The following is a 23,359-nucleotide window of genomic DNA, read 5'->3' on the forward strand; positions in this document are numbered from 1 at the left end:
GCCGATCCCCCAGGAGCACCCGCATGCCCCCGCCCTCCCTGCTGCAGGCCGTCGTCGTGCACCCCGACGACGAGCGCGCCGCGCCGCTCTTCGCCGCGCTGACCGTCGAGTACGACGCCCGGTACGGCGACCTGTTCGGCGGTGCCGCCCAGGAGCTGACCCGCTACCCCACCCACCTGTTCACCGCCCCGCACGGTGCGTTCGTGCTGCTGCTGGAGGACGACGCCGCCGTCGCCGGTGGCGCCTTCATGCCGCACCCGGACGAGGACACCGTCGAGGTCAAGCGGATGTGGACGGCAGCCGGCCACCGCCGCCGCGGGCTGGCCCGCCGGGTGCTCACCGAGCTGGAGGTGCTCGCCGCCGCGCGCGGCGCGCGGCGGGTCTTCCTCACCACCGGCCCGCGCCAACCCGAGGCCCGCGACCTCTACCTCGCCGCCGACTACACCCCGCTCTTCGACCCCGCCGTCCCCCGCCCCACCGACCTGGAGTCGCTGCGTGCGCTCCCGGTCGCCGAGCGCGTCTACGGCTTCACCAAGCACCTCCCCGACCACACACCTGGAGCACCCCGATGACCGCCCTGCAGACCCGGCCGGAGGTCGCGGCCGACGTCCCGGCCGGCACCCCGTACGACGCGTTCACCGTGGTCAGGGCCCGGCATCCCGGCCGGTGGGTGGCCACCGCGGTGGTGGCCGTGCTGCTGGCGATGGTGGTGAACTCGTTGGTCACCAACCCGCGCTGGGAGTGGGGCGTGGTCTGGGCGTACCTGGGCGAGGAGTCGATCGTCCGCGGCGTGCTGACCACGGTGCAGCTCACGCTGATCACCGCGGTGCTCGGCTTCGCGCTGGGGACGGTGCTGGCGCTGATGCGGCTGAGCCGCTCGCCGCTGCTGCGGGCGGTGAGCTGGGGCTACACCTGGGTGTTCCGCTCGGTGCCGCTGATCCTGCAGCTCCTGCTCTGGTACAACCTCGCCTACCTGTACCAGACCATCGACCTGGGCATCCCGTTCGGGCCCTCCTTCGCCAGCATCGAGACGCTGTCGCTGATCGACAAGTTCGGTGCCGCGATCCTGGGGCTGGGTCTGCACCAGGCCGCCTACTCCGCCGAGATCGTCCGGGCCGGCATCCTCTCGGTCGACCAGGGCCAGCACGAGGCCGCGGCCAGCCTCGGCATCCCGCGTCGCCGGCAGTCCACGAAGATCGTGCTGCCGCAGGCGATGCGGACCATCGTGCCCACCGCGGTCAACGAGGTCATCGGCCTGTTCAAGGGCACCTCGATCGTCTACGTGCTGGCGCTGGGCGAGCTGTTCTACACCGTCAGCGTCATCTACGGCCGGACCCAGCGGGTGCTCCCGATGCTGGTGGTCGCCGCCGTCTGGTACGTCGTGCTGACCACGGTGGTGACGGTGCTGCAGTACTACGTGGAGCGGCACTACGCGAAGGGCGCGGTCCGGACGCTGCCACCGACGCCGCTACAACGGCTGCGCGGCAACCTGACCGCCGGCCTCTCGCGCGTGCGGTCCACCTCCGGCCAGGACCCGGTGCTCCGGTGACCGCGGTGCAGGGCACGGCGGGCCGTGTCGAGGCGCCCACGGCGGGCCGTGTCGAGGTGCCCACGGCGGGCCGTGTCGAGGTGCACGGCGTGCACAAGTCGTTCGGGGCGCACGAGGTGCTGCACGGGGTGGACCTGGTGGTCGAGCCGGGCAGCGTGACCGTCGTCCTGGGGCCGTCGGGGTCGGGGAAGTCGACGCTGCTGCGCTCGATCAACCACCTGGAGACCGTCGACCGCGGGTTCGTGGCGCTGGACGGCGAGCTGGTCGGCTACCGCCGCAAGGGTGAGAAGCTGTACGAGCTCAAGGAGGCCGAGCTGCTGCGCCAGCGCACCCGGTTCGGCTTCGTCTTCCAGTCCTTCAACCTCTTCCCGCACCTGACGGCGCTGCAGAACGTCGTCGAGGCACCGGTGTCGGCGCAGGGCCGGCCGCGCCGGGAGGTGGAGGCCGAGGCCCGCGAGCTGCTGGCCCGGGTGGGTCTGGCCGACAAGGCCGACGCACACCCGCGGCAGCTGTCGGGCGGGCAGCAGCAGCGGGTGGCGATCGCCCGCGCGCTGGCCATGCGCCCGGCGGTCCTGCTCTTCGACGAGCCGACCTCCGCACTGGACCCCGAGCTGGTGGGTGAGGTGCTCCAGGTGATCGAGGACCTGGCCCGGACCGGCACCACGATGATCGTCGTCACCCACGAGATCGGCTTCGCCCGGCAGGCCGCCGACCAGATCGTCTTCATGGACGAGGGGCGCGTCGTCGAGCAGGGCACCCCCGAGCAGGTCCTCGACGACCCACAGCACGAGCGGACCCGCGCCTTCCTGGCCAGGGTGCTCTGACCCAGCCGCTCCACCCCCTGACCCCGGACGGCGCACCTCGCGCCGTCCGTCGGTCCGGCGCGCCCGCGACCGGACCACCGCCCCGCACAGAAGAGAGAACGACCGTGACTGCACGCCCCCGACACCGTGGCCGCCGCCGCACCGTCTCCGTCCTGGCCGCCGCCGCACTCCTGGCCCTGGCGGCGTGCAGCAGCTCCGCCGACATCGAAGCCGAAGCCCGCGAGGGGACGGCGGACCCGCAGGCCGTCAGCGTCGACACCTCCCCCGACCAGGACCGCGTGCACACCACGGTCAGCGACGAGGCGGTGGCGCTGCTCCCGCCGGGCGCCTTCCCCGACGGCGTGCTGCGCGTCTCGGTGACCCAGGGCGCGGTGCCGCTGGCGTTCTACGCCGACGACAACACCACCGTGATCGGCAGCGAGACCGACCTGGCCACCCTGTTCGCCGACGCCCTGGGCCTGGAGCTGGAGCTGGTGGTCGACGACTGGTCGAACTGGCCGCTGGCCGTGCAGTCCGGCGAGGTGGACGCCGTCGTGTCCAACGTGACGGTGACCGAGGAGCGCAAGCAGCTCTACGACTTCGCCACCTACCGGGTCGACCAGCTCGGCTGGCTGGTCGGTGCGGACTCCGGGTTGTCGATCTCGGCGGCGCCCGACGTCGCCGGGCTGACCGTGGGGGTCTCCTCGGGCACCAACCAGGAGCAGGTCCTGCTCAGCTGGGACGCGGAGAACGTCGCCGCGGGCCTGGAACCGGTGACGATCGACTACCACCAGAGCTACAACGACGCCGTCCTCGCGCTGCAGTCGGGCCGACTGGACGCCTACGTCGGGCCCAACCCGACCGCGGCCTACAGCGCCGCGACCTCCCCGCAGGACTTCGCCATCGCCGGGACGACGAACGGCGGCTGGCCTGCGACCGCGGACATCGCCGTCACCACGGTGAAGGGCAACGGGTACGCCGAGGCGTTCGCCGCGGCCATCGACCACGCCATCGCCGACGGCAGCTACGCCGAGGTGCTGGCCCGCTGGGGGCTGGGCGCCGAGGCCGTCGACGCCTCCCGGGTCAACCCGCCCGGGCTGGGTTCCTGATGCCCGCCCGCCCTCGCGCCCCGCGCCCGCCCCGTCCGAGAGGAACCCCCGTGAAGCTGTCCCACCTGGTCTCCGCCGTCCCGCTGGCGACCGTGATCCTGCTGGCGGCCTGCACCAGCTCGGCCGAGATCGAGGCCGACCAGCGGGCCGACACCGTCGAGGCCGGGGAGAGCGCGGCCCTGGTGGTCGACACCTCCCCCGGGCAGGCCGACCGGGTGCGCAGTGACGAGGCCGCCGAGGCGGTCGCCCTGCTGCCGGACTCCGTCGCCGAGGACGGCGTGCTGACCGTCGGCGTCACCGGCGCCGGGGACCCGCCACTGGGCTTCCTGGCCGACGACAACAGCACGGTGGTGGGCAGCGAGGTGGACATCGCGCAGTTGGTCGCCGACGGCCTGGGCCTGGAGCTCGAGGTGGTCAACACGACGTGGGAGGGCTGGCCGCTGGCCGTGCAGTCCGGCGCCCTGGAGGCGGTGTTCTCCAACGTGGGGGTCAACGCCGAGCGGCTGCAGCTCTTCGACTTCGCCACCTACCGGCAGGGGATCATGGCCTTCATCGCAGCTCCGGACAGTGGACTGGACATCACCGACGCTGCGGGGATCTCGGGCCAGCGCGTCGGGGTGGGGTCGGGCACCAACCAGGAGCGGATCCTGCTGGACTGGAACGCCCAGCTGGAGGCCGACGGGCAGGAGCCGGCGACGCTGGACTACTACGTCAGCGCCGCGGACGCCCTGCTGGCCATCCAGTCCGGTCGGCTGGACACCTACCTCGGGCCCAACCCCAACGCGGTCTACCAGGCGTCGGTCGGTGACCTGGAGGTCGTCGGCACGGTCAACGCCGGGTGGCCGAACACCACCTACGTGGCCGCGACGACCCTGAAGGGCAGCGGCCTGGTGGAGGCGGTGCAGGCGTCGCTGCAGCACGCCTTCGACGACGGCAGCTACGCCCAGACCCTGGCCCGCTGGGGCCTGTCCGACGAGGCCGTCGACGCCCCGGAGGTGAACCCCACCGTCGCGTCGTAGGCACCGGGGCAGGGGCCCGGGACCATCGCGGTCCCGGGCCTTGTGGCGCACCCGTTCACCGGGCCGGCGGCTCCACCCGAGCGAGCCAGGCCGTGAGCAGCTCCTCCAGGGCGACGGCCTGCTGCGGGGTGAGGTCGGCCAGCAGCCGCGCCTCGTTGGCCACGTGGTCGGCGAAGGCCTCGTCGATCACCCGGCGCCCGGCATCGGTCAGGTGGACCACCCGTCCGCGCCCGTCGGCGTCGTCCCGACTGCGGGCGACGAGCCCGTCGCGCTCCAGGCGGTCCAGCCGCTTGCTCATGGCACCGGTGGTCACCATGGTGTGCGCGGCGAGCTCACCGGGGGCCCGGGCGTAGGGCGGTCCACTGCGGCGCAGCGTGGCGAGGACGTCGAACTCGCCCTCGCCCAACCCGTGCCGCCGGTAGACGACGACCAGCTGCTCGGTGAGGTGGCCGGCGAGCCGGTGCAGGCGGCCGATCACCCCCTGCGGGGAGACGTCGAGGTCGGGGCGCTCGCGCGCCCACTCCTGCTGGATCTGTGCCACCCGGTCCACGGGTTGACAGTAGCTTCCCAGGAAGACAAAGTCTCTTCCGTGGAAGACACCCTGCGGTGGTCCCTGGTCACCGCCGTCGCCCCGATCGCCTGGGGAGCCACCTACGTGGTCACCCACCAACTGCTGCCCGCCGGCGTCCCGCTCACCGGTGGCGCGCTGCGGGCACTGCCGGCAGGCCTGCTGCTCCTGGTCCTGGTCCGCCGGCTCCCCCGGGGCGCCTGGTGGTGGCGGTCGGCCGTGCTGGGCACGCTGACCGTGGGGGTCTTCTTCGCCCTGGTCTACGTCTCCGCCCAGCTGCTGCCCAGCGCGGTCGCCTCGACGGTCATGGCCACCTCGCCCCTGGTGCTCGTGCTGCTGGGTTGGGCACTGCTGGGCCAGCAGCCGCGGCGGGCCCACCTGGTGGGCGGGGTCGTCGGCATCGCCGGTGTCGCACTGCTGCTGCTGGGGGACGCGACCGGCGTCGACCCCCGCGGGGTGCTGGCCGCGGTGGCGGCCATGACGTCGTCCTCGGTGGGCTTCGTGCTGGCCCGGCGTTGGGGCGCCACGGAGGACCTGTCGGCGACGACGTCCTGGCAGCTGCTGGCCGGCGGCGCGGGGCTCGCACTGGCGGCCGGGCTCTGCGGTGAGCGGCTGCCGGCCCTGGACCTGCCGGCGGTGCTCGGCTTCGCCTGGGTCACGACGGTGGCCACCGCGCTGGCGTTCGTCTGCTGGTTCGCGGGGTTGCGCCACCTGAGCACCGGCACCGTCGGCCTGATCGGCCTGCTCAACCCGCTCACCGGGGTCGCGCTGGGCTGCCTGCTGGGTGGCGAGTCACTGACCGGCCGGCAGGTCGTGGGCGCGGCGCTCGTCGTCGGCGGCATCGCCCTCGGCCAGCCGGCGGTGACCCGGGCGCTGCGCCGTCGGACACGCCCGCCGGTGCGAGGGGACGCGCGGACCGGCCGCACGCCCCCTCACCCGTCGTCCCCCGGTCAGACCGCCGGGCCGCCGCACCCGGCGCCGCGGGCGACGGCGGTCAGGTCCGCGCCGGCCAGCCCGGCGACCGGGCGCGGGTCGCTCACGGGCTGCCAGCGGCCCTCGACCACGGCGTAGTCCACCGCCGGCCCGTCGGCGACGAACCGGGCGACGGCGGTCACCAGCCGGGCGACGTCGTCACCGGTGGTGCCCACCCCGACACTGGCCCGCAGCGCCCCCTCGGGGACGCCGAGCCGGGCCAGCAGCGGGTGCGCGCAGAACCGCCCGTCCCGCACGCCGATGCCGTGCTCGGCGGACAGGTACGCCGCGACCAGGCCCGGGTCGGCGCCCGCGACGGTGAAGCCGACGACGCCGGTGGGCTCCACCGAGTCCGACCAGATGCGCAGCAGCCGCACGCCGTCCACGGCGTCCAGCCCCTCGACGAGCTGCTCGCGGAGGGCCCGCTCGTGCTCCTCGAGCTCGCCGGGGGCCAGCGCGGCGAGCGCGTCGCAGGCGGCGGCGAGGGCGACGGCGCCCAGGACGTTGGGCGACCCGCCCTCGTGCCGGTGCGGGGCGGCCACCCAGCCGGCCGACTCGACCGTGACCTCGGTGACGGCTCCCCCACCGGCCAGGTGCGGGCGGCCGGTGTCCAGCCAGTCCCGCCGCCCGACCAGGGCGCCGACGCCGAAGGGTGCGTAGGCCTTGTGCCCGGAGAAGGCAACCCAGTCCGCACCGGAGTCGGCGAGGGAGAACCGGCGGTGCGGGACGGACTGGGCGCCGTCGACGACCACCCGGGCACCCGCGGCGTGCGCCAGCGCGACGACGTCTGCCAACGGCAGCGACTCCCCGGTGACGTTGGAGGCGCCGGTGACGGCGACCAGGGCGTAGGACCGGGCGGCCAGCGCCTCGCCCAGCGCCCGCAGGGTGTCGGCCACGGTGGGCCGGGTGGGCAGCACGGTGCAGGCGCCGCCGCCGGACCGCTCGCGCTGCTGCCACGGCAGCAGGTCGGCGTGGTGCTCGCAGTCCAGCACCAGCACCGCGCCACCGGCGGGCAGGCAGCCGGCGAGCAGTCCCAGGCCGTCGGTGGTGTTGCGGGTCAGCACGCAGACGTCGTCCGGGCGGGCGCCGACGAAGGCCGCGACGGTGTCCCGCGCCGACTCGTACAGGGCCGTGGAGACCTGGGAGAGGTGGCCGGCGCCGCGGTGCACGCTGGCGTAGAGCGGCAGCGCCTCGGCCACTCGGGCGGCGACCGCGGCCAGTGCCGGGGCACTCGCGGCGACGTCGAGGTTGGCGTACTGCGCGGTGCCGCCGGTGACCAGCGGCACGCGGGTGTCGGCGCCGACGGCGGGCAGCAGGGCGGGGACGGGACGGCAGGCGAGGGTCGTGGACATGCTCGGACTCCTGGTGGGTCAGGGCCCGCACGCGAGGCGGGACCGGCGCTTGCGGCTGCGCTGCGCAGCCGCCGGGTCGTCACCCGGAGCACCCCATCGCGGTGGAAGGGTTGCCGACCAGCGAGCCGGGGCTTCGCGCTGGTACTCGTGACCTGGTCCCAGCCTGGCAGACCCCCGGGCTACCCGTCAATCCCGATCGACGTGGTGGAGAACAGACGGCACGGGCCGGACAGCCCCGCGAGGAGCTGCCCGGCCCGGGGCCGTGCGGGTCAGAACGCGGGGATGACCGCGCCGTCGTACTCGTCGAGGATGAACTGGCGCACCTCGTCGGAGTGCAGCAGCTCCTCCAGGGTCTGGATCCGCTCGTCGGACTCGTCACCGGCGCGCACGACCACCAGGTTGGCGTTGGGGTTGCCCTCGGCCTCCTCCAGCGCGAGGGCGTCCTGCGCCGGGGACAGGTCGGCGTCGATGGCGTAGTTGCCGTTGATCACCGCGATGTCGACGTCGGCCAGCGAGCGGGGCACCTGGGCCGCCTCGACCTCGGAGATCTCCAGGTCCAGCGGGCTGCTCTCCACGTCCAGCGAGGTGGGGGCGGCGTCACCGGTGTCGGCCAGCACGACCAGGTCGTTGGCCTCCAGCAGCCGCAGCGCGCGGGCGGCGTTGGTGGGGTCGTTCGGGATCGCCACGGTCGCGCCCTGCTCCAGCTGCGACAGGTCGGTCAGCGACTGCGAGTAGATGCCCAGCGGCTCGACGTGCACCGGCTCCAGGGCGGTGAAGTCGTAGCCCGCGGTCGACTCCTGCTCCTCCAGGTAGGGCACGGTCTGGAAGAAGTTGGCGTCCAACGAGCCGTCGTCCAGCGCGACGTTGGGCTGCACGTAGTCGGTGAACTCGACGACGTCGAGGTCCAGCCCGGCGTCCTCGGCCAGGTTCTCCTCCACGAAGCGCAGGATCTCCGCGTGCGGGACCGGCGAGGCACCGACGCGCAGCGGCTCGTCGGCGCCGGACAGCTCGGCGTCCCCACCGCCGCAGGCAGCGAGGACCGCGGTGGTGGTGAGGGCGGACAGGGTCAGGGCGAGGCGACGCACGAGGTTCTCCATGGGGTGGTCAGCGACGCGCCAGTCGGCGCGCCCAGGTGTCGCCGCCGAACTGCAGCGCCTGGACGACGACGAGCAGCAGGGCGACGGTGAGCAGGGTGATGTCGGTGCGGAACTGCTGGTAGCCGAACCGGATGGCGAAGTCGCCCAGGCCGCCGCCGCCGATGGCGCCGGCCATGGCCGAGTAGCTGATCAGCGCGACGACGGTGACGGTGACGCCGGCGACCAGCGAGGGCAGCGCTTCGGGCAGCAGCACGGTGCGGACGACGTCCCGGCGGCGGGCGCCCATCGCCAGGGCCGCCTCGACCTTGCCGTGCGCGACCTCGCGCAGGCTGGTCTCGACCAGCCGGGCCAGGAACGGGACGGCGCCGATGGTCAGCGGGACGATCGCGGCGGTGGAGCCGATGGTGGTGCCGACCAGGCCACGGGTCAGCGGGGCGACCAGCACCAGCAGGATGATGAACGGCAGCGAGCGCCCCAGGTTGACGACCAGGCCGAGGACCCGGTGCAGCACCGGGTGCGGGGCCAGCGCGCGGGGTCCGGTGACGGTGAGCAGCACGCCGAGCGGGATGCCCAGCAGCACGGTGACCACCGCGGAGACGGCGACCATGTAGAGGGTCTCGCCGGTGGCGTCGGCCAGCTGCGGCCAGATCCGGGACCAGTCGCTCATCGGGCCGCCCCGGCCACGACGCGCTCGACCCGGGACCCGGCACCGCGCAGCCGTTCCAGGGCGCCGTCCAGGCCGCTCTGGTCGGCGCCGGTGACCCGCAGCAGCAGCCGGCCGTGCCGGCCGCCGGCGACGGTCTCCACCGAGCCGCCGGCGACCTCGACGTCCAGGCCGAGCCCGCCGACCAGCGCCTGCAGGACCCGGGTCTCGGGGGCCGCGTCGGTGACGGTGACCCGCACCAGGGTCCCGGTGTCCCGGTCGTCGGCCAGCGGGGCCGGCAGCAGGGCCTCGGCCAGTGGGGAGTCCCCGCGCGACAGCACCTCGTCGAGGCGGCCGCCGTCGACGACCCGGCCGGCCTCCAGCAGCACCGCGGAGTCGCAGACCGCCTTGACCACGGACATCTCGTGGGTGATGAGCAGGACGGTGAGGCCCAGCTCGTCGCGCACCCGGCGCAGCAGCTGCAGCACGCCGGTGGTGCTGGCCTGGTCCAGTGCGGAGGTGGCCTCGTCGCAGAGCAGCACCGTGGGCCGGGCGGCCAGCGCGCGGGCGATGGCCACCCGCTGCTTCTGCCCGCCGGACAGCTGCGCGGGCCGGGCCGTGGCCCGCTCGGCCAGGCCGACCAGGTCCAGCAGCTCCCCCGAGCGGCGCCGCCGCTCCGCGCGGCCGACACCGGCCAGCTCCAGCGGGTGCTCGACGTTCTCCGCCGCGGTCCGGGAGTCCATCAGCTCGAAGTGCTGGAAGACCATGCCGATCGAGCTGCGGGCCTTCCGGACCTCCTCGGCGGACAGGTCGGTGAGCACCCGGCCGTCGACGGTCACCGAGCCCGAGGTGGGCCGCTCCAGCAGGTTGACCAGCCGGATCAGCGTGCTCTTGCCCGACCCGGAAGGACCGACGACGCCGGCGAAGTCACCGGCGGGGACGGCGAGGTCGACGCCGTCGAGCGCGACGACCTCCTGGCCGCCGCGGGCGGCCGGGAAGACCTTGCGGACGTTCGACAGTTCGATCACGGGGAGGGGGTCTCCTGGCTGTGGGGGCCCGCGGGACGGCACACGGGCACGGCCGACCCGGCGGCGCGGGGGTGGAGCGGAGGTGCGGACGGCCACGGGAGGGCCGACGGGGTCAGCGACAGAGCCAGCTGGCGGTGCCGGCGTGGTCGACGGCGAGGTCGCGCGTCAGGAGGAGCCGGGGCACCCCGCCATGGTGCACGGCCGTGCGCTATCCCTACAAACCCGGTGGGGTTTGTGTGAGGGGGTTCTCACCCCACCGACGCCTCCGGATGGAAGGCCCCTCGCCCATTCGGCCGACGATCGCACCGTCAATCCCTACTAGACCGATGAGGGAAGTGGACAACGGTCGGCGGCGTTGGCTAGCGTCGTGGCCGGTCGAGAGCGTCAGCATCGAGCCCTGGCTTGCTGACCGGCAACCCCCCGTCCCGGCGGGGTGCCCCAGGTGATGACCCGGCGGAGGCGTCCACCTCCGCAAGCGGGGACACAGCACGAGGAGAGCCATGACCCACACGCCCCTGCACCTCGTCGCCGCGCTGGAGGGCGCCGGCTGGCACCCGGCCGCCTGGCGGGAGCCCGGCGCCCGCCCCCGCGAGCTGCTCACCGCCCGGTACTGGGTGGACCTGGCCGCCGAGGCCGAACGTGGCCTGCTCGACGCGGTGACCATCGAGGACGCCCTGCAGCTGCATTCCGAGGACCCCTTCGCCCCCGACGACCGCACCGACCGGGTCCGCGGCCGCCTGGACGCGGTGCTGCTGGCCGCCCGGGTCGCCCCGACCACCCGGCACCTGGGCTTCCTCCCGACGGCGGTCACCACGCACACCGAGCCCTTCCACCTGTCCAAGGCCGTCGCCACGCTGGACCACGTGTCCACCGGGCGGGCCGGGGTCCGGGTGCAGGTCGCGGTCCGCGCCGACACCGCCGGGCACTTCGGCCGCCGCGAGGTGCCGGCCGTCAGCCGGGACCGCCACGACGACCCGGAGGTCCAGCGGTTCGTCGCCGACCAGTTCGACGAGGCCGCCGAGTACGTCGAGGTGCTCCGCCGGCTCTGGGACAGCTGGGAGGACGACGCCGAGATCCGGGACGCCGCCACCGGCCGGTTCGTCGACGTCGACAAGCTGCACCACGTCGACTTCGAGGGCCGTTCGTTCTCGGTGCGGGGGCCCTCGATCACCCCGCGCCCGCCGCAGGGCCAGCCGGTCGTCGCCGCGCTCGGGCACGCCGAGGTGCCGTGGCGCTTGATCGGCCGCTCCGCGGACCTGGGCTTCGTCACCCCGACCGACGCCGCCGACGCCGCCCGGCTGGTGGCCGCGGTGCGCAGCGAGCAGGCCGACGCCGGTCGCGCCGAGGAGACCGTGCACGTGTTCGGTGACCTCGTCGTGGCGCTCGACGAGGACGAGGCCACCGCCCGGGAGAGGTTGCAGCGGCTGGACGAGTGGGCCGGCGTCGCGTTCACCAGCGACGCCCACGTGTTCACCGGGACGCCGTCCCAGCTGGCCGACCTGCTCGGTGAGTGGCAGCAGGCCGGGCTGACCGGCTTCCGGCTGCGCCCGGCGACGCTCCCGCACGACCTGGAGCAGATCACCCGCGGCCTGGTGCCCGAGCTGCAGCGCCGTGGCCTGTTCCGCAACGGGTACGAAGCCGACACCCTGCGCGGGCTGCTCGGCCTGGGCCGCCCGGCCAACCGCTACGCCGCCCAGCCCACGAACGCCTGAGGAGCCCGCGATGCCCAAGCAGATCCACCTCGCCGCGCACTTCCCCGGCGTCAACAACACCACCGTGTGGAGCGACCCCGCCTCGGGCAGCCACATCGAGTTCGACTCGTTCCGCGAGTTCGCGCAGATCGCCGAGGCCGGCAAGCTCGACTTCGTCTTCCTGGCCGAGGGCCTGCGACTGCGCGAGCAGAACGACCGCATCTACGACCTGGACGTCGTCGGCCGGCCCGACACCTTCACCGTGCTGGCCGCGCTGGCCGCCGTCACCGAGCGGATCGGGCTGACCGGCACGATCAACTCCACGTTCAACGAGCCCTACGAGGTGGCCCGGCAGTTCGCCACCCTCGACCACCTCTCCGACGGCCGCGCCGCCTGGAACGTGGTGACCTCCTGGGACGCGTTCACCGGCGAGAACTTCCGGCGCGGCGGCTTCCTGGCCCAGGCCGACCGGTACGACCGCGCGAGGTCCTTCCTGCAGACCGCGCTGGAGCTCTTCGACTCCTGGCGGGGCGACGAGGTGGTCGCGGACAAGGACAGCGGCACGTTCCTGGCCGACCCGCACCCCGGGGCCTTCGCGCACCGGGACGCCTTCTTCGACATCGCCGGCCAGTTCGACGTCCCCCGGAGCCCGCAGGGCCGCCCGGTGGTCTTCCAGGCCGGCGACTCCGACGAGGGCCGGGACTTCGCCGCCGCCGCGGCCGACGTCATCTTCTCCCGGCACAGCACGCTGGAGGCCGGCCAGGCCTTCTACGCGGACGTGAAGGGGCGGCTGCCCCGGTTCGGCCGCACCCGCGAGGAGCTGCTGATCATGCCCGCGGCCACCTTCGTCCTCGGTGACACCGAGGACGAGGCGGCCGAGCTGGCGCACGAGGTCCGGATGGCGCAGGTCTCCCCCGCGACGGCGGTGGCGTTCCTCGAGCAGCTGTGGAACCGGGACCTCTCCGACCACGATCCCGACGGTCCGCTGCCCTCGGTCGACCCGGTGGTCGGGGAGAACACCATCGCCCGGGGCCGGGCCAGCGTGCGGATGCACCGCGACCCGGTGGCCACCGCGCACGAGTGGCGGGCCAAGGCCGAGGCCGAGGGGCTGACCAGCCGCGAGCTGATCGTCGAGGTGACCGGCCGGCAGTCCTTCATCGGCACCCCGGCCACGGTCGCGGCGACCATCGACGAGTTCGTGCAGGCCGACGCCAGCGACGGCTTCGTGCTGGCCCCGCACATCACCCCCGGCGGCCTGGCGCCCTTCGTCGAGCAGGTCGTGCCGCTGCTGCAGGAGCGCGGGGTGTTCCGCACCGACTACGAGGGGACGACGCTGCGCGAGCACCTCGGGCTGCCGCTGCGACAGCCCGGTGGGGCAGCGGCCGCGGCCTCCTGAGCCGACCGTGGAGGCGCACTGGTTCCTGCCCACCCGCGGGGACGGCCGGGACGTCGGACCGGGGCCACGACCGGGGCCACCGAACACGCCCAGCCCACCGCCGTCCTGACCGCGGGCGCGGGTGCGGGTGGGGGGGCGGCCACAGTCGCGAGGAGGGCCGGGACGGGGCAGCTCCCCGCCCTGAGCAGGCAGCGCGGAGCCGCCCGGTGGCAGGGCCACCGGACTGTGGAGTCCGGTTGACGAGCCGGCGTCAGCCGACTTAGGTGAGCCTCACCTTAGTGAGCGACTCCGAGCTGCCCCCCGCAGCGCCGCCGTCCGGCCCCTTGACGGGGTCGGGCCCGAGCCCTCGAGGACGACCCCCGTGACCACACCCCGCGCCACCCTGCCCAGCCCCGGCCGGACGTCGGTGGACCAGCTGCTGACCGCCGACACCCGCGAGGCCTACCGCGCCACCATGTCCCAGGCCGTCGGACTCGTCGCCGGACGGCTGGCCGCCGTCGACGCACCGCAGACCGGTGTCCGCCCCGCCGCGCTGGCCCCGCAGGTCGCCGCCGTCGACCTGGACACCCCGCTCACCGACACCACCGCCGCCCTCGACGAGCTGTCCCGGCTCTGGCTCCACGACGCCGTCTGGTTCCACGAGCCGACCTACCTGGCGCACCTGAACTGCCCGGTCGTGCTGCCGGCGCTGGCCGCCGAGGCGCTGGCCAGCGCGGTGAACAGCTCGCTGGACACCTGGGACCAGTCCGCCGGCGCCACGCTGATCGAGCAGCGACTGGTCGGCTGGCTGGCCGACCGCGCGGGTCTGGGCCCCGACGCCGACGGTGTGTTCACCAGCGGCGGGACGCAGTCCAACCTGCAGGCCCTGCTGCTGGCCCGGGACGAAGCCTGCACCCGGCAGCGGCGGCACCGCCCCGACGCCCGGCTGCCCGAGCTACTCTCGGGCCTGCGGGTGTTCACCTCCGAGGTCGGCCACTTCAGCGTGCAGACCTCGGCCGCCCTGTTGGGCCTCGGCGAGGACGCCGTCGTGGCGGTGCCCTGCGACGCGCGGATGCGGATGCGGCCCGACGCGCTGGCCGCCGCGCTCGACGGCGCCCGCGCCTCCGGGCTGACCCCGATGGCCGTCGTCGGCACCGCCGGCACCACGGACTTCGGCAGCATCGACCCACTGGCGGCCATCGCCGACCTGTGCGCCGACCACGGCGCCTGGATGCACGTGGACGCCGCCTACGGCGGTGGTCTGCTCGTCTCCCCCACCCGCCGGCACCTGCTGGCCGGGGTCGAACGCGCCGACTCGGTGACCGTCGACCCGCACAAGACGTTCTTCCAGCCGGTGGCCTGCAGCGTGCTGCTGGTGCGCGACGCCGACACCCTGCGGCACGTCACGCACCACGCCGACTACCTCAACCCGGAGGAGGCACCCGAGCCCAACCAGGTCGACAAGAGCCTGCAGACCACCCGGCGCTTCGACGCACTCAAGCTCTGGACGACGCTGAGGGTGCTGGGTGCCGACGGCATCGGCGAGCTGGTCGACCGGGTCGTGGACCTGGCCGCCGAGACGTGGCCGCTGCTGGACGCCGACCCCCGGATCGAGGTCGTCGTCCGGCCCGAACTGTCGACGCTGGTCTTCCGGTACGTCCCCGCGGGCGGGCTGGACGGGCACCTGGACGATGACGCCGTCGACGAGCTCAACCGGCACGTCCGGCGGGCGGTGGCGGCGTCCGGGCAGGCGGTGCTGGGCGGGACGACGGTGCACGGCCGTGCCCACCTGAAGACCACGCTGCTCAACCCGACGGCGACGCTGGACCAGCTGGTCACCGTGCTGGGCCTGGTCACCGGGCACGCCGAGGACTGGCTGGCGCAACGGGTGCCGGCGGGGGTGGCCCGGTGACCCGGGTGCACGACGTCGTCGGCATCGGGCTGGGACCGTTCAACCTGGGCCTGGCTGCGCTCGCCGAGCCACTGCCCGACCTGGACGTGCTGGTCCTCGAGCAGCACGACGACTTCTCCTGGCACCCCGGGATGCTGCTGGAGCGGGCCACCCTGCAGGTGCCCTTCCTGGCCGACCTGGTCAGCCTGGCCGACCCGACGTCCCGCTTGTCCTTCCTCGCCTGGCTCAAGCAGACCGGCCGGCTGTACCGCTTCTACATCCGCGAGGAGTTCGCCCCGCTGCGTGCGGAGTTCGACCGGTACTGCCGCTGGGCGGCCGGTGAGCTCGCCGCCTCGATCCGGTTCTCCCGGCACGTGCACACCGTCACCCACGACGGCGCGCACTGGGTGGTGCACTCCATCGACACCGTCACCGGCGACCGGCACACCGACGTCGCCCGGGCCCTGGTGCTGGGCACCGGCACACCACCGCACGTGCCACCGGCCTGCGCGGACCTCCCGCTGGACGCCGTGGACGGTGGCCCGCCGGTGGTGCACACCAGCGGCTACCTGCCCGCCCGCGACCGGCTGCGCGCCGCCGCGGCCGACGGCGGCACGATCACCGTGCTGGGCAGCGGCCAGTCCGCGGCCGAGGTCTACCGGGACCTGCTGCCCGGCGCCCGGGACGGCGGCTACCGGGTCGACTGGGTCACCCGCTCCCCACGGTTCTTCCCGCTGGAGTACACGAAGCTGACCCTGGAGATCACCTCCCCCGACCACATCGACCACTTCCACGGTCTCCCCGCGGCCGACCGGGACGCCCTGCTGGCCAGCCAGGCCCAGCTGTACAAGGGCATCGACGGCGACGTCGTCGATGAGGTGTACGAGTTGCTGTACGAGCTCGACCTGGACGGCCCGCCGCCCACCCGGCTGCTGACGGCCACCGAGCTGGAGACCGCAGCCCGGGACGCCGAGGGCCTCACCCTGGGCCTGCGCAACACCCAGACCGGCGAGGCGTTCAGCACCCGCACCGACGCGCTGGTGCTGGCCACCGGGTACCGGCACCGCGTGCCGGACTTCCTGACCCCCGTCGCCGACCGGTTCCGCTGGGACGACCGGGGCCGGTTCGACGTCCGCCGCGACTGGTCGGTGGACCACGACCGGACCGTGTTCGTGCAGAACGCGGAGAGCCACACGCACGGCTTCACCGCCCCCGACCTGGGCATGGGCGCGCACCGGAACTCCGCGATCCTGGCCGCGCTGACCGGCCGGGAGCCCTACCCGGTGGAGCGCTCCATCGCCTTCCAGACCTTCGGCGTCCCGGCGCCGGCCACCCGAGAGGTGCCCGCATGAGCTTCCAGCTGACCCCCGTCGACCCGGCCGCGGACGGCCCACTGCTGCACTCCTGGGTCACCGCGCCCCGGGCGCGGTTCTGGCAGATGCAGGGCGCAAGCCAGGCCGACGTCGTCGCCGCGTACGCCGAGATCGACGCCTCCCCGCACCACGACGCGTTCCTGGGACGGGTGGAGGGCGAGCCGGTGTTCCTCACCGAGCGCTACGACCCCGCCGCAGACCCGGTGAGCCAGGTGTTCGAGGTCGAGCCCGGCGACATCGGCATGCACCTGCTCGTCGGCCCGACCACCGTGCCCGTCCCCGGCTTCACCCTCGCCGTCATGCGCACCGTGCTGGCCTGGCTGTTCGACGACCCGGTCGTGCACCGGGTCGTCGTCGAACCCGACGCGGCGAACACCGCGGTGCACCGGCTCAACGCCCGGGCCGGCTTCGTGGTGGTCGGTGAGGTCGAGCTGCCGACCAAGCGGGCACTGGTGTCCACCTGCACCCGTGAGCAGTTCCTGGCCTCGCTGCGCTCCTCGGAGATGACGGCGTGACCACCACCCTGACGCCGTCCACCACCGCGCACCTGACGCCGGCGGCGTGGGCTGCGGCGACCCGGCACGTCGTGGCGAAGGCGCTGGCCGAGTTCAGCCACGAGCGGCTGCTCGTGCCGCACCCCCTGGGGGGTGACCGTTGGCGGGTGACCAGTGACGACGGGGGCACCGAGTACCACTTCGCGGCCCGGGTGCTGGCCCTGGACCACTGGGTCGTCGAGCCCGACACCGTCGTCCGGCTGCGCGGGGAGCAGGTCGCCGAGCTGGACGCGCTGCAGTTCGTGATCGACCTGCGCGGCGCCCTGGACCTCACCGACGCGGTGCTGCCGGTCTACCTGGAGGAGGTCTCCTCCACCCTGGCCTCCCGGGCGTTCAAGGCCGCCCGCGGGGGACCGAGCGCCGCCGAGCTGGTGGATGCCGACCTGCAGACCGTCGAGGCCGCGATGACCGAGGGGCACCCGTGCTTCGTGGCCAACAACGGCCGGCTGGGCTTCTCCGCTGCGGAGTACCCGGCCTACGCCCCCGAGGCCGCGGCGCCGGTCGCGCTCGTGTGGCTGGCCGCCCGGCAGGACCGGTCCACCTTCGCCGCCTCGGCCGACCTCACCGAGGAGGCCCTGCTCGCCGGCGAGCTGGACCAGGCCACCCGGGACCGGTTCACCGCCGTCCTCACCGGGCTCGGCCTGGAGCCGGCCGCGTACCGCTGGATCCCGGTGCACCCCTGGCAGTGGGAGAACCGGGTCGCCGTCACCTTCGCCCAGGAGCTGGCCACCCGGGAGCTGGTGCACCTGGGTGAGGGGGACGACGAGCTACAGGCCCAGCAGTCGATCCGCACGTTGTTCAACCGCAGCCGACCTGACCGGCACTACGTGAAGACCGCGCTGTCGGTGCTCAACATGGGCTTCCTACGCGGGCTGTCCACCGAGTACATGGCGGTGACCCCGGCGATCAACGACTGGGTGCACGACCTGGTCACCTCCGACCCGGTGCTGTCCCGCTGCGGGTTCAGCATCCTGCGGGAGCGGGCCGCCGTCGGGTTCCGGTCCCGGTGGGTGGAGCAGGCCACCGTCGCCGGCTCGCCCTACCGCAAGATGCTGGCCGCGCTGTGGCGGGACAGCCCGGTGCCGGCGCTGCGCCCGGGCCAGCAGCTGGCCACCATGGCCGCGCTGCTGCACGTCGACGACGCGGGCCGCCCCTTCGTCTCCGCGCTGGTGGAGCGTTCCGGGCTGCCGGCCCGGGAGTGGCTGCGCCGCTACCTGGACGCCTACCTCGTGCCGGTCGTGCACTGCCTGACCGCGCACGACCTGGCGTTCATGCCGCACGGGGAGAACCTGGTGTTGGTCCTGGAGGACGGCGTGCCGGTGCGGGCGGTGATGAAGGACGTCGGTGAAGAGGTCGTGCTGATGAACACCGACGTCCCGCTGCCGGCCGAGGTGGAGCGGATCCGGGTGACCGTGCCGACCTCCCACGTCGCGCTGTCGGTGCAGACCGACGTGTTCGACTGCTTCTTCCGGTTCCTCTCGGCGCTGCTGCACACCGACGGGGTGCTGCCCCAGGACCTGTTCTGGGCAGAGGTGGCGCAGTGCCTGCGCGCGCACGCCGAGGCCACCCCGGAGCTGGCCGGACGACGGGTGGACCTGGCCGCGCCGACGTTCCCGCTGTCCTGCCTGAACCGGCTGCAGCTGCGGGACAACCGGCAGATGGTCGACCTGACCGATCCGTCCGCGGCGCTGCAGCTGGTCGGCGAGCTGGCCAACCCGCTGCACGGCCGCTGAGCCGGTGCGGCAGGGTCAGGCCATGACCCTGCCGCAGGCCGTCACCCGGTACGCCGCCCAGCTGCACGCCGGGCACACCGGCGGGCACGCGATCGACTCCCCGCTGGGCGCCTGGCTGCTGGTGGCCCTGGCCGCCCCGGCGGCGCCACCGGGCAGCCCGGCGGCCGCCGAGCTGGAGGCCGCACTGGGCATGCCGGCGGCGGAGGCCGGGGCGCTGGCCGCCTGGCTGCTGGCCGACCCGCACCCGGCGGTGGCCGTCGCGGCCGCGGCGTGGACCGCCCCCGAGGTGCAGACGCCAGCCCTGCGACGGTGGGCCGAGGGACTCCCGGCCGGCGCCCCGCACACCCCGGTCGTCCCCACCCAGGCGCAGGTGGACGCCTGGGCCGACGAGGCCACCGGCGGCCAGATCCCCAGGTTCCCGCTGGAGGTCACCCCGGCGACGCTGCTGCTGATCGCCACCGCGCTGGCCACCGACGTCCGCTGGCGGGAGCCGTTGCGGCCCGCGCCGGCCGCCGAGCTGGGCCCGGACGCACCACTGGCCCGGGACCGCACCCAGGTGCTGACCGCAGCCTGGGACAGCGACCACGCCGTGGTCCGCGCACGCCGCAGCGGGGTCGCCGCCCTGGTCGCACACCCCTCGACGACCGGCCTGCTCGTGGTGTCCCTGGCCGCGGCACCGGACGTGGCCCCGGCCGACGTGCTGGCCGACGCCCACGAGCTGGCCGTCACCCTGGCCCGCGACCCGGACTCCCTCGACCGGGTCGATGCCTTCGGGCTGCCGCTGGCGGACGGTCCGGTCATCGGGGTCACCGAACGGGTCGCCCAGCTGCCGGTGCCGGAGACCCACGCCGTCCAGCACCAGGCGTTCCTGCCGGCCTGGCGGGCGGAGAGCCGTCACGACCTGCTGGAGCTGCAGTGGCCCGGCGTCCCCGCGGCCGTCGTCGCCCTCGCCGACCTGCTGCGGGACCAGCCGGACCCGCCACCACTGGAAGCCGAGGCGGTCCAGGCCGCCGTCGGGTCCTTCACCCGCGAGGGGTTCCGCGCAGCCGCGATCACCGCCATCGGGGTACGCGCCGCCGGCATGCCCTGGCACCAGGAGGGCCTGCTGCGCGAGGTGACGCTCCGGTTCGGCCACCCGCACGCCGTCGTCGCGGTGGCCGTCGATGAGACCGGCGGGCCGTGGCACGGGCTGCCGGTGTTCAGCGCCTGGGTGGCGCGCAGCCGGGAGGTCGGCGCGGACTGACCCGTCGGTGGCTCAGCCCCCGACGGTGGCCAGCGCGTGCCGGGCGATCTGCAGCTCCTCGTCCGTGGGGACGACGAGGACCGGCACCCCAGCGCCGTCCGGGCTGACCACCCGGACCCCGCGGTCGGCGGCCCCGTTGCGGGCGGGGTCGACGGCCAGCCCGAGGTGCCCCAGCCCGGCGACCACCCGGGCCCGGACCTCGGGGCTGTTCTCCCCCACCCCGGCGGTGAAGACCAGCCCGTCCAGCCCACCGAGGTGGGCGAGGTAGGCCCCGACGTAGCCGCGGACCCGGTGCGCGTACACGTCCAGCGCGAGCTCGGCCTGCGCGTCACCGGCCGCGGCGGCGGCCAGCACGTCGCGCAGGTCCCCGGTGCCGGTCAGCCCGGCCAGGCCGCTGCGTCGGTTGAGCAGGGTGTCCAGCCCGTCGACGTCCAGGCCCTGGCGGAGCAGGTGCAACAGCGCGCCGGGGTCCAGGTCTCCCCCGCGGGTGCCCATGACGAGGCCCTCCAGCGGGGTCAGCCCCATCGAGGTGGCGATCGACCGGCCGGCGTCGACCGCGCAGGCCGAGGCGCCGTTGCCCAGGTGCAGAACCACCAGCTTGGCGTCCGGGCGGCCCAGGTGGTCCGCGGTGACCCGGGAGACGTACTCGTGCGAGGTGCCGTGGAAGCCGTAGCGGCGGACCCCGTACCGGGCGGCGAGCTCGGCGTCCACGGCGTAGGTCGAGGCCTCGGGCGGCATCGTGGCGTGGAAGGCGGTGTCGAAGACGGCGACCTGCGGGACGTCGGGGAACGCCGCGCGGGCCGCCCGGATGCCGAGCAGACCCGGCGGGTTGTGCAGCGGGGCAAGGGTGGACAGCGCCTCGATGGCGGCCTCCACCTCGGCGTCCACGACGACGGGGGCGCTGAACCGGGCACCCCCGTGCACCACCCGGTGCCCGACGACGTCCGGGGCCAGCTCCGGGCCGTGCTCGGCGCAGGTCGCCATCATCAGCGCCAGCGCGGCGGTGTGGTCGGGCAGCGGGGCGGTGACGGTGACCTCGCCGGCCGGGCCTCGGTGGCGCAGCGAGCCGCCCTCGGTGCCGATCCGCTCGACCAGGCCGGCCGCCAGCACGGTCTCGGCGTCGTCGAGCAGGCGGTACTTCAGCGAGGAGGACCCGCTGTTGAGGACCAGCACGGTGCTCACTCGCCGGCCGCCTGGATGGCGGTGATCGCGATGGTGTTGACGATGTCGCGCACGGTGGCTCCCCGGGAGAGGTCGTTGACCGGCTTGTTGAGGCCCTGCAGCACCGGTCCGATGGCCACGGCCCCCGCCGAGCGCTGCACCGCCTTGTAGGTGTTGTTGCCGGTGTTGAGGTCCGGGAAGACGAACACGGTGGCCTGCCCGGCGACCGCGGAGCCGGGCAGCTTCGAGGCCCCGATCGCCGGGTCGGCGGCGGCGTCGTACTGCATCGGGCCGTCCACGACGAGCTCCGGCGCCCGCTCGCGGACCAGCGCGGTGGCCTCCCGCACCTTGTCCACGTCGGCGCCGGTGCCCGAGGTGCCGGTCGAGTAGGACAGCATCGCCACCCGCGGCTCGATGCCGAAGCGGGCCGCGGTGGCCGCGGAGGAGATCGCGATGTCGGCCAGCTGGGCGGCGTCCGGGAGCGGGTTGACCGCACAGTCGCCGTAGACCAGCACCCGGTCGGCCAGCGCCATCAGGAAGACGCTGGACACCACCGACACCCCGGGCCTGGTGCGGATGACCTCGAAGGCGGGCCGGATGGTGTGCGCGGTGGTGTGCGCGGCGCCGGACACCATCCCGCCGACCAGGCCGAGCTGCACCATCATCGTGCCGAAGTACGACACGTCGGGGACCACGTCGAGCGCTGCCTCCACGGTCATCCCGCGGTGCGCCCGCAGCCGGGCGTACTCCTCCGCGAACCGGGTCCGCAGCCCCTCGTCGAACGGGCTGACCACCTCGGCACCGGCCAGGTCCAGGCCCAGCTCGGAGGCCCGGGCGCGCACCTTGGCCTCGTCCCCGAGCAGGGTCAGCCGGGCGATCCGGCGGGACAGCACGATCGCCGCCGCGCGCAGCACCCGGTCGTCGTCCCCCTCGGGCAGGACGACGTGCTGGGCCGCGGCGCGGCTGCGCTCGGTGAGCAGGTGCTCGAACATCAGCGGCGTGACGACGGTGGAGCGGCCGACGTCCAGGCTCTCCAGCAGCCGGCGGGTGTCCACGGCCTCGTCGAAGAGCGCGATGGAGGTCTCGGTCTTGCGCGGGGAGTCAGCGGCGATGAGCCCGCGGGTGTGGATGACCCGGGCGGTGGTGTCGAAGGTGCCCAGGTCGGTGCGCACGATGGGCAGCGAGGAGCCCAGCCCGGCGATGAGCTGGACGACGGGCTCGGGCAGGTCGATGCCGCCGTTGAGCAGGATGCCGGTGGGCGAGGGGTAGGTGCCGGCGGCGTGCGCGGTCATCACGGCCAGCACGACGTCGGGCCGGTCGCCGGGGACGACGACCACGGAGCCCTCGGTGAGCCGGGGCAGCACGTTGACCATCGACATCGCGGCGACGACGACGCCCATCGCCTCCCGGCCCATCAGCTCCGGGTCCCCGGCGACCAGCTCGCCGTCCACGGCTGCGGCGACCGCGGCGAACGTCGGCGCGATGAGGAACGGCTCCTCCGGGATCGCCCACACCGGGCGCGGGGTGACGGCGCTGACCGCGGCGACCCCCTCGGCGAGCCGGTCCGGGTCGGCCCGGTTGAGCACGACCGCGACGACGTCGGCGTGCTCGGCAGCCAGCTCGCGCAGCGCCGGCTCGGCGACGGCGGCCAGGTGCTCGGGCGAGCGGGCCGGGGCCTGGCCCAGGTGCTCGGCCCCGGCCGGGTCCCGCCCGCCCAGGACCAGCACGACCGGGGTGCCCAGGTTGGCCGCGATCCGGGCGTTGAAGGACAGCTCGGTGGGCGAGCTGACGTCGGTGAAGTCCGAGCCGACCACGACGACGGCGTCGCAGCGCGCCTGGACCGCCGCGTACCGCTCGACGATGCGGGCCAGGGCGGCATCGCCGTCGCTGTGCACGTCGTCGTAGGTGACGCCGATGGCGTCGTCGTGCGCGACGTCGGCGGTGGCCCGCTCCAGCAGGGTCGCCAGCACCGGGTCGGTGGCACCGCGGGCGATCGGCCGGAACACCCCGACCCGCTCCACCTCGCGGGTGAGGGTGGTGAGCAGGCCCAGGGCGACGATCGACTTGCCGGAGTGCCCCTCCACGGAGGCCACGTAGACGCTGCGGGCCACGGCGGGCTCTCCCTCGGGGCTGTGCTCTCGGTGCGCGGGAGCACCGGCGAGCGGGGGCGGTGTCGCTGGCGACGCTACCGACCGCCC

19 protein-coding genes, 1 pseudogene and 2 riboswitches are annotated in these 23,359 nt (G+C 74.5%); of the genes and pseudogenes, 13 read left to right on the plus strand and 7 right to left on the minus strand.

Features of this window, described 5'->3' with window-relative positions:
- Positions 1–23: 23 nt before the first annotated feature.
- The 5 genes from AC0IVP_RS12140 (at position 24) to AC0IVP_RS12160 (ending at position 4,480) form a co-directional block, all read left to right on the plus strand.
- Positions 24–572: a GNAT family N-acetyltransferase gene (locus tag AC0IVP_RS12140; RefSeq protein ID WP_471756783.1), complete on the plus strand. Its 549-nt coding sequence runs from the start codon at positions 24–26 to the stop codon at positions 570–572.
- Positions 569–1,549: an amino acid ABC transporter permease gene (locus tag AC0IVP_RS12145; RefSeq protein ID WP_471756785.1), complete on the plus strand. Its 981-nt coding sequence runs from the start codon at positions 569–571 to the stop codon at positions 1,547–1,549. Before AC0IVP_RS12140 ends, AC0IVP_RS12145 begins: the two co-directional genes overlap by 4 nt.
- Positions 1,550–1,638: 89 nt before the next feature.
- Positions 1,639–2,373 carry an amino acid ABC transporter ATP-binding protein gene (locus AC0IVP_RS12150; RefSeq protein WP_471756787.1) on the plus strand — a complete coding sequence of 245 codons (735 nt, stop codon included), beginning with the start codon at positions 1,639–1,641 and terminating at the stop codon, positions 2,371–2,373.
- A 104-nt stretch (positions 2,374–2,477) separates the two neighbouring features.
- Positions 2,478–3,461, plus strand: coding sequence for a transporter substrate-binding domain-containing protein (locus AC0IVP_RS12155; protein WP_471756789.1), 984 nt, complete (start codon positions 2,478–2,480; stop codon positions 3,459–3,461).
- Positions 3,462–3,511: 50 nt separating this feature from the next.
- Complete coding sequence (locus AC0IVP_RS12160) at positions 3,512–4,480, plus strand: ABC transporter substrate-binding protein (protein ID WP_471756791.1); 969 nt, start codon at positions 3,512–3,514, stop codon at positions 4,478–4,480.
- Between the two features lie 55 nt (positions 4,481–4,535).
- Here AC0IVP_RS12160 and AC0IVP_RS12165 read toward each other — a convergent pair whose 3' ends face one another.
- Positions 4,536–5,030 (minus strand): MarR family winged helix-turn-helix transcriptional regulator, encoded by a 495-nt coding sequence (locus tag AC0IVP_RS12165; RefSeq protein ID WP_471756793.1) that lies wholly within the window; start codon positions 5,028–5,030, stop codon positions 4,536–4,538.
- Between the two features lie 39 nt (positions 5,031–5,069).
- Between AC0IVP_RS12165 and AC0IVP_RS12170 the strand changes: the two are divergent.
- Positions 5,070–5,885: pseudogene (locus tag AC0IVP_RS12170) on the plus strand (DMT family transporter); the annotation flags it as partial.
- A 113-nt stretch (positions 5,886–5,998) separates the two neighbouring features.
- Here AC0IVP_RS12170 and AC0IVP_RS12175 read toward each other — a convergent pair.
- From AC0IVP_RS12175 to AC0IVP_RS12190, 4 genes are all read right to left on the minus strand, one after another.
- Positions 5,999–7,372 carry an aminotransferase class V-fold PLP-dependent enzyme gene (locus tag AC0IVP_RS12175; RefSeq protein ID WP_471756795.1) on the minus strand — a complete coding sequence of 458 codons (1,374 nt, stop codon included), beginning with the start codon at positions 7,370–7,372 and terminating at the stop codon, positions 5,999–6,001.
- Positions 7,373–7,412: 40 nt separating this feature from the next.
- Positions 7,413–7,525: riboswitch (SAM riboswitch) on the minus strand.
- A gap of 116 nt (positions 7,526–7,641) precedes the next feature.
- The gene (locus AC0IVP_RS12180; protein WP_471756797.1) at positions 7,642–8,457 is read right to left on the minus strand and encodes a MetQ/NlpA family ABC transporter substrate-binding protein; all 816 of its coding nucleotides are present in this window, start codon (positions 8,455–8,457) and stop codon (positions 7,642–7,644) included.
- 19 nt (positions 8,458–8,476) lie between these two features.
- Complete coding sequence (locus AC0IVP_RS12185; RefSeq protein ID WP_056293152.1) at positions 8,477–9,136, minus strand: methionine ABC transporter permease; 660 nt, start codon at positions 9,134–9,136, stop codon at positions 8,477–8,479.
- Complete coding sequence (locus AC0IVP_RS12190) at positions 9,133–10,140, minus strand: methionine ABC transporter ATP-binding protein (RefSeq protein ID WP_056293155.1); 1,008 nt, start codon at positions 10,138–10,140, stop codon at positions 9,133–9,135. Before AC0IVP_RS12190 ends, AC0IVP_RS12185 begins: the two co-directional genes overlap by 4 nt.
- A 373-nt stretch (positions 10,141–10,513) precedes the next feature.
- A riboswitch (SAM riboswitch) is annotated at positions 10,514–10,624 on the plus strand.
- Between the two features lie 16 nt (positions 10,625–10,640).
- Here AC0IVP_RS12190 and AC0IVP_RS12195 point away from each other — a divergent pair.
- From AC0IVP_RS12195 to AC0IVP_RS12225, 7 genes are all read left to right on the plus strand, one after another.
- Positions 10,641–11,852 carry an LLM class flavin-dependent oxidoreductase gene (locus AC0IVP_RS12195; RefSeq protein ID WP_471756799.1) on the plus strand — a complete coding sequence of 404 codons (1,212 nt, stop codon included), beginning with the start codon at positions 10,641–10,643 and terminating at the stop codon, positions 11,850–11,852.
- Positions 11,853–11,862: 10 nt separating this feature from the next.
- The gene (locus AC0IVP_RS12200) at positions 11,863–13,227 is read left to right on the plus strand and encodes an NtaA/DmoA family FMN-dependent monooxygenase (RefSeq protein ID WP_471756801.1); all 1,365 of its coding nucleotides are present in this window, start codon (positions 11,863–11,865) and stop codon (positions 13,225–13,227) included.
- A 361-nt stretch (positions 13,228–13,588) separates the two neighbouring features.
- Positions 13,589–15,118, plus strand: a complete 1,530-nt coding sequence (locus AC0IVP_RS12205) for a pyridoxal phosphate-dependent decarboxylase family protein (RefSeq protein WP_304438018.1) — start codon at positions 13,589–13,591, stop codon at positions 15,116–15,118.
- On the plus strand, positions 15,115–16,449 hold the full coding sequence (locus AC0IVP_RS12210) for a lysine N(6)-hydroxylase/L-ornithine N(5)-oxygenase family protein (protein ID WP_056293166.1): 1,335 nt from the start codon (positions 15,115–15,117) through the stop codon (positions 16,447–16,449). Before AC0IVP_RS12205 ends, AC0IVP_RS12210 begins: the two co-directional genes overlap by 4 nt.
- Complete coding sequence (locus tag AC0IVP_RS12215; protein WP_471756803.1) at positions 16,446–16,985, plus strand: GNAT family N-acetyltransferase; 540 nt, start codon at positions 16,446–16,448, stop codon at positions 16,983–16,985. Before AC0IVP_RS12210 ends, AC0IVP_RS12215 begins: the two co-directional genes overlap by 4 nt.
- Positions 16,982–18,757, plus strand: coding sequence for an IucA/IucC family protein (locus AC0IVP_RS12220; protein WP_471756805.1), 1,776 nt, complete (start codon positions 16,982–16,984; stop codon positions 18,755–18,757). The genes AC0IVP_RS12215 and AC0IVP_RS12220 overlap by 4 nt, the downstream gene beginning before the upstream one ends.
- A 22-nt stretch (positions 18,758–18,779) precedes the next feature.
- Positions 18,780–20,000: a hypothetical protein gene (locus tag AC0IVP_RS12225; RefSeq protein ID WP_471756807.1), complete on the plus strand. Its 1,221-nt coding sequence runs from the start codon at positions 18,780–18,782 to the stop codon at positions 19,998–20,000.
- A gap of 12 nt (positions 20,001–20,012) precedes the next feature.
- Here the strand turns inward: AC0IVP_RS12225 and AC0IVP_RS12230 are convergent, their stop codons facing one another.
- Both AC0IVP_RS12230 and pta read right to left on the minus strand, forming a co-directional pair.
- Positions 20,013–21,182 (minus strand): acetate/propionate family kinase, encoded by a 1,170-nt coding sequence (locus AC0IVP_RS12230; RefSeq protein WP_471756809.1) that lies wholly within the window; start codon positions 21,180–21,182, stop codon positions 20,013–20,015.
- A complete protein-coding gene (pta, locus tag AC0IVP_RS12235) occupies positions 21,179–23,272 on the minus strand; it encodes a phosphate acetyltransferase (RefSeq protein WP_471756811.1) in 2,094 nt (697 codons plus the stop codon). Before pta ends, AC0IVP_RS12230 begins: the two co-directional genes overlap by 4 nt.
- Positions 23,273–23,359 lie beyond the last annotated feature (87 nt).

Source organism: Klenkia sp. AC732 (assembly GCF_979256525.1).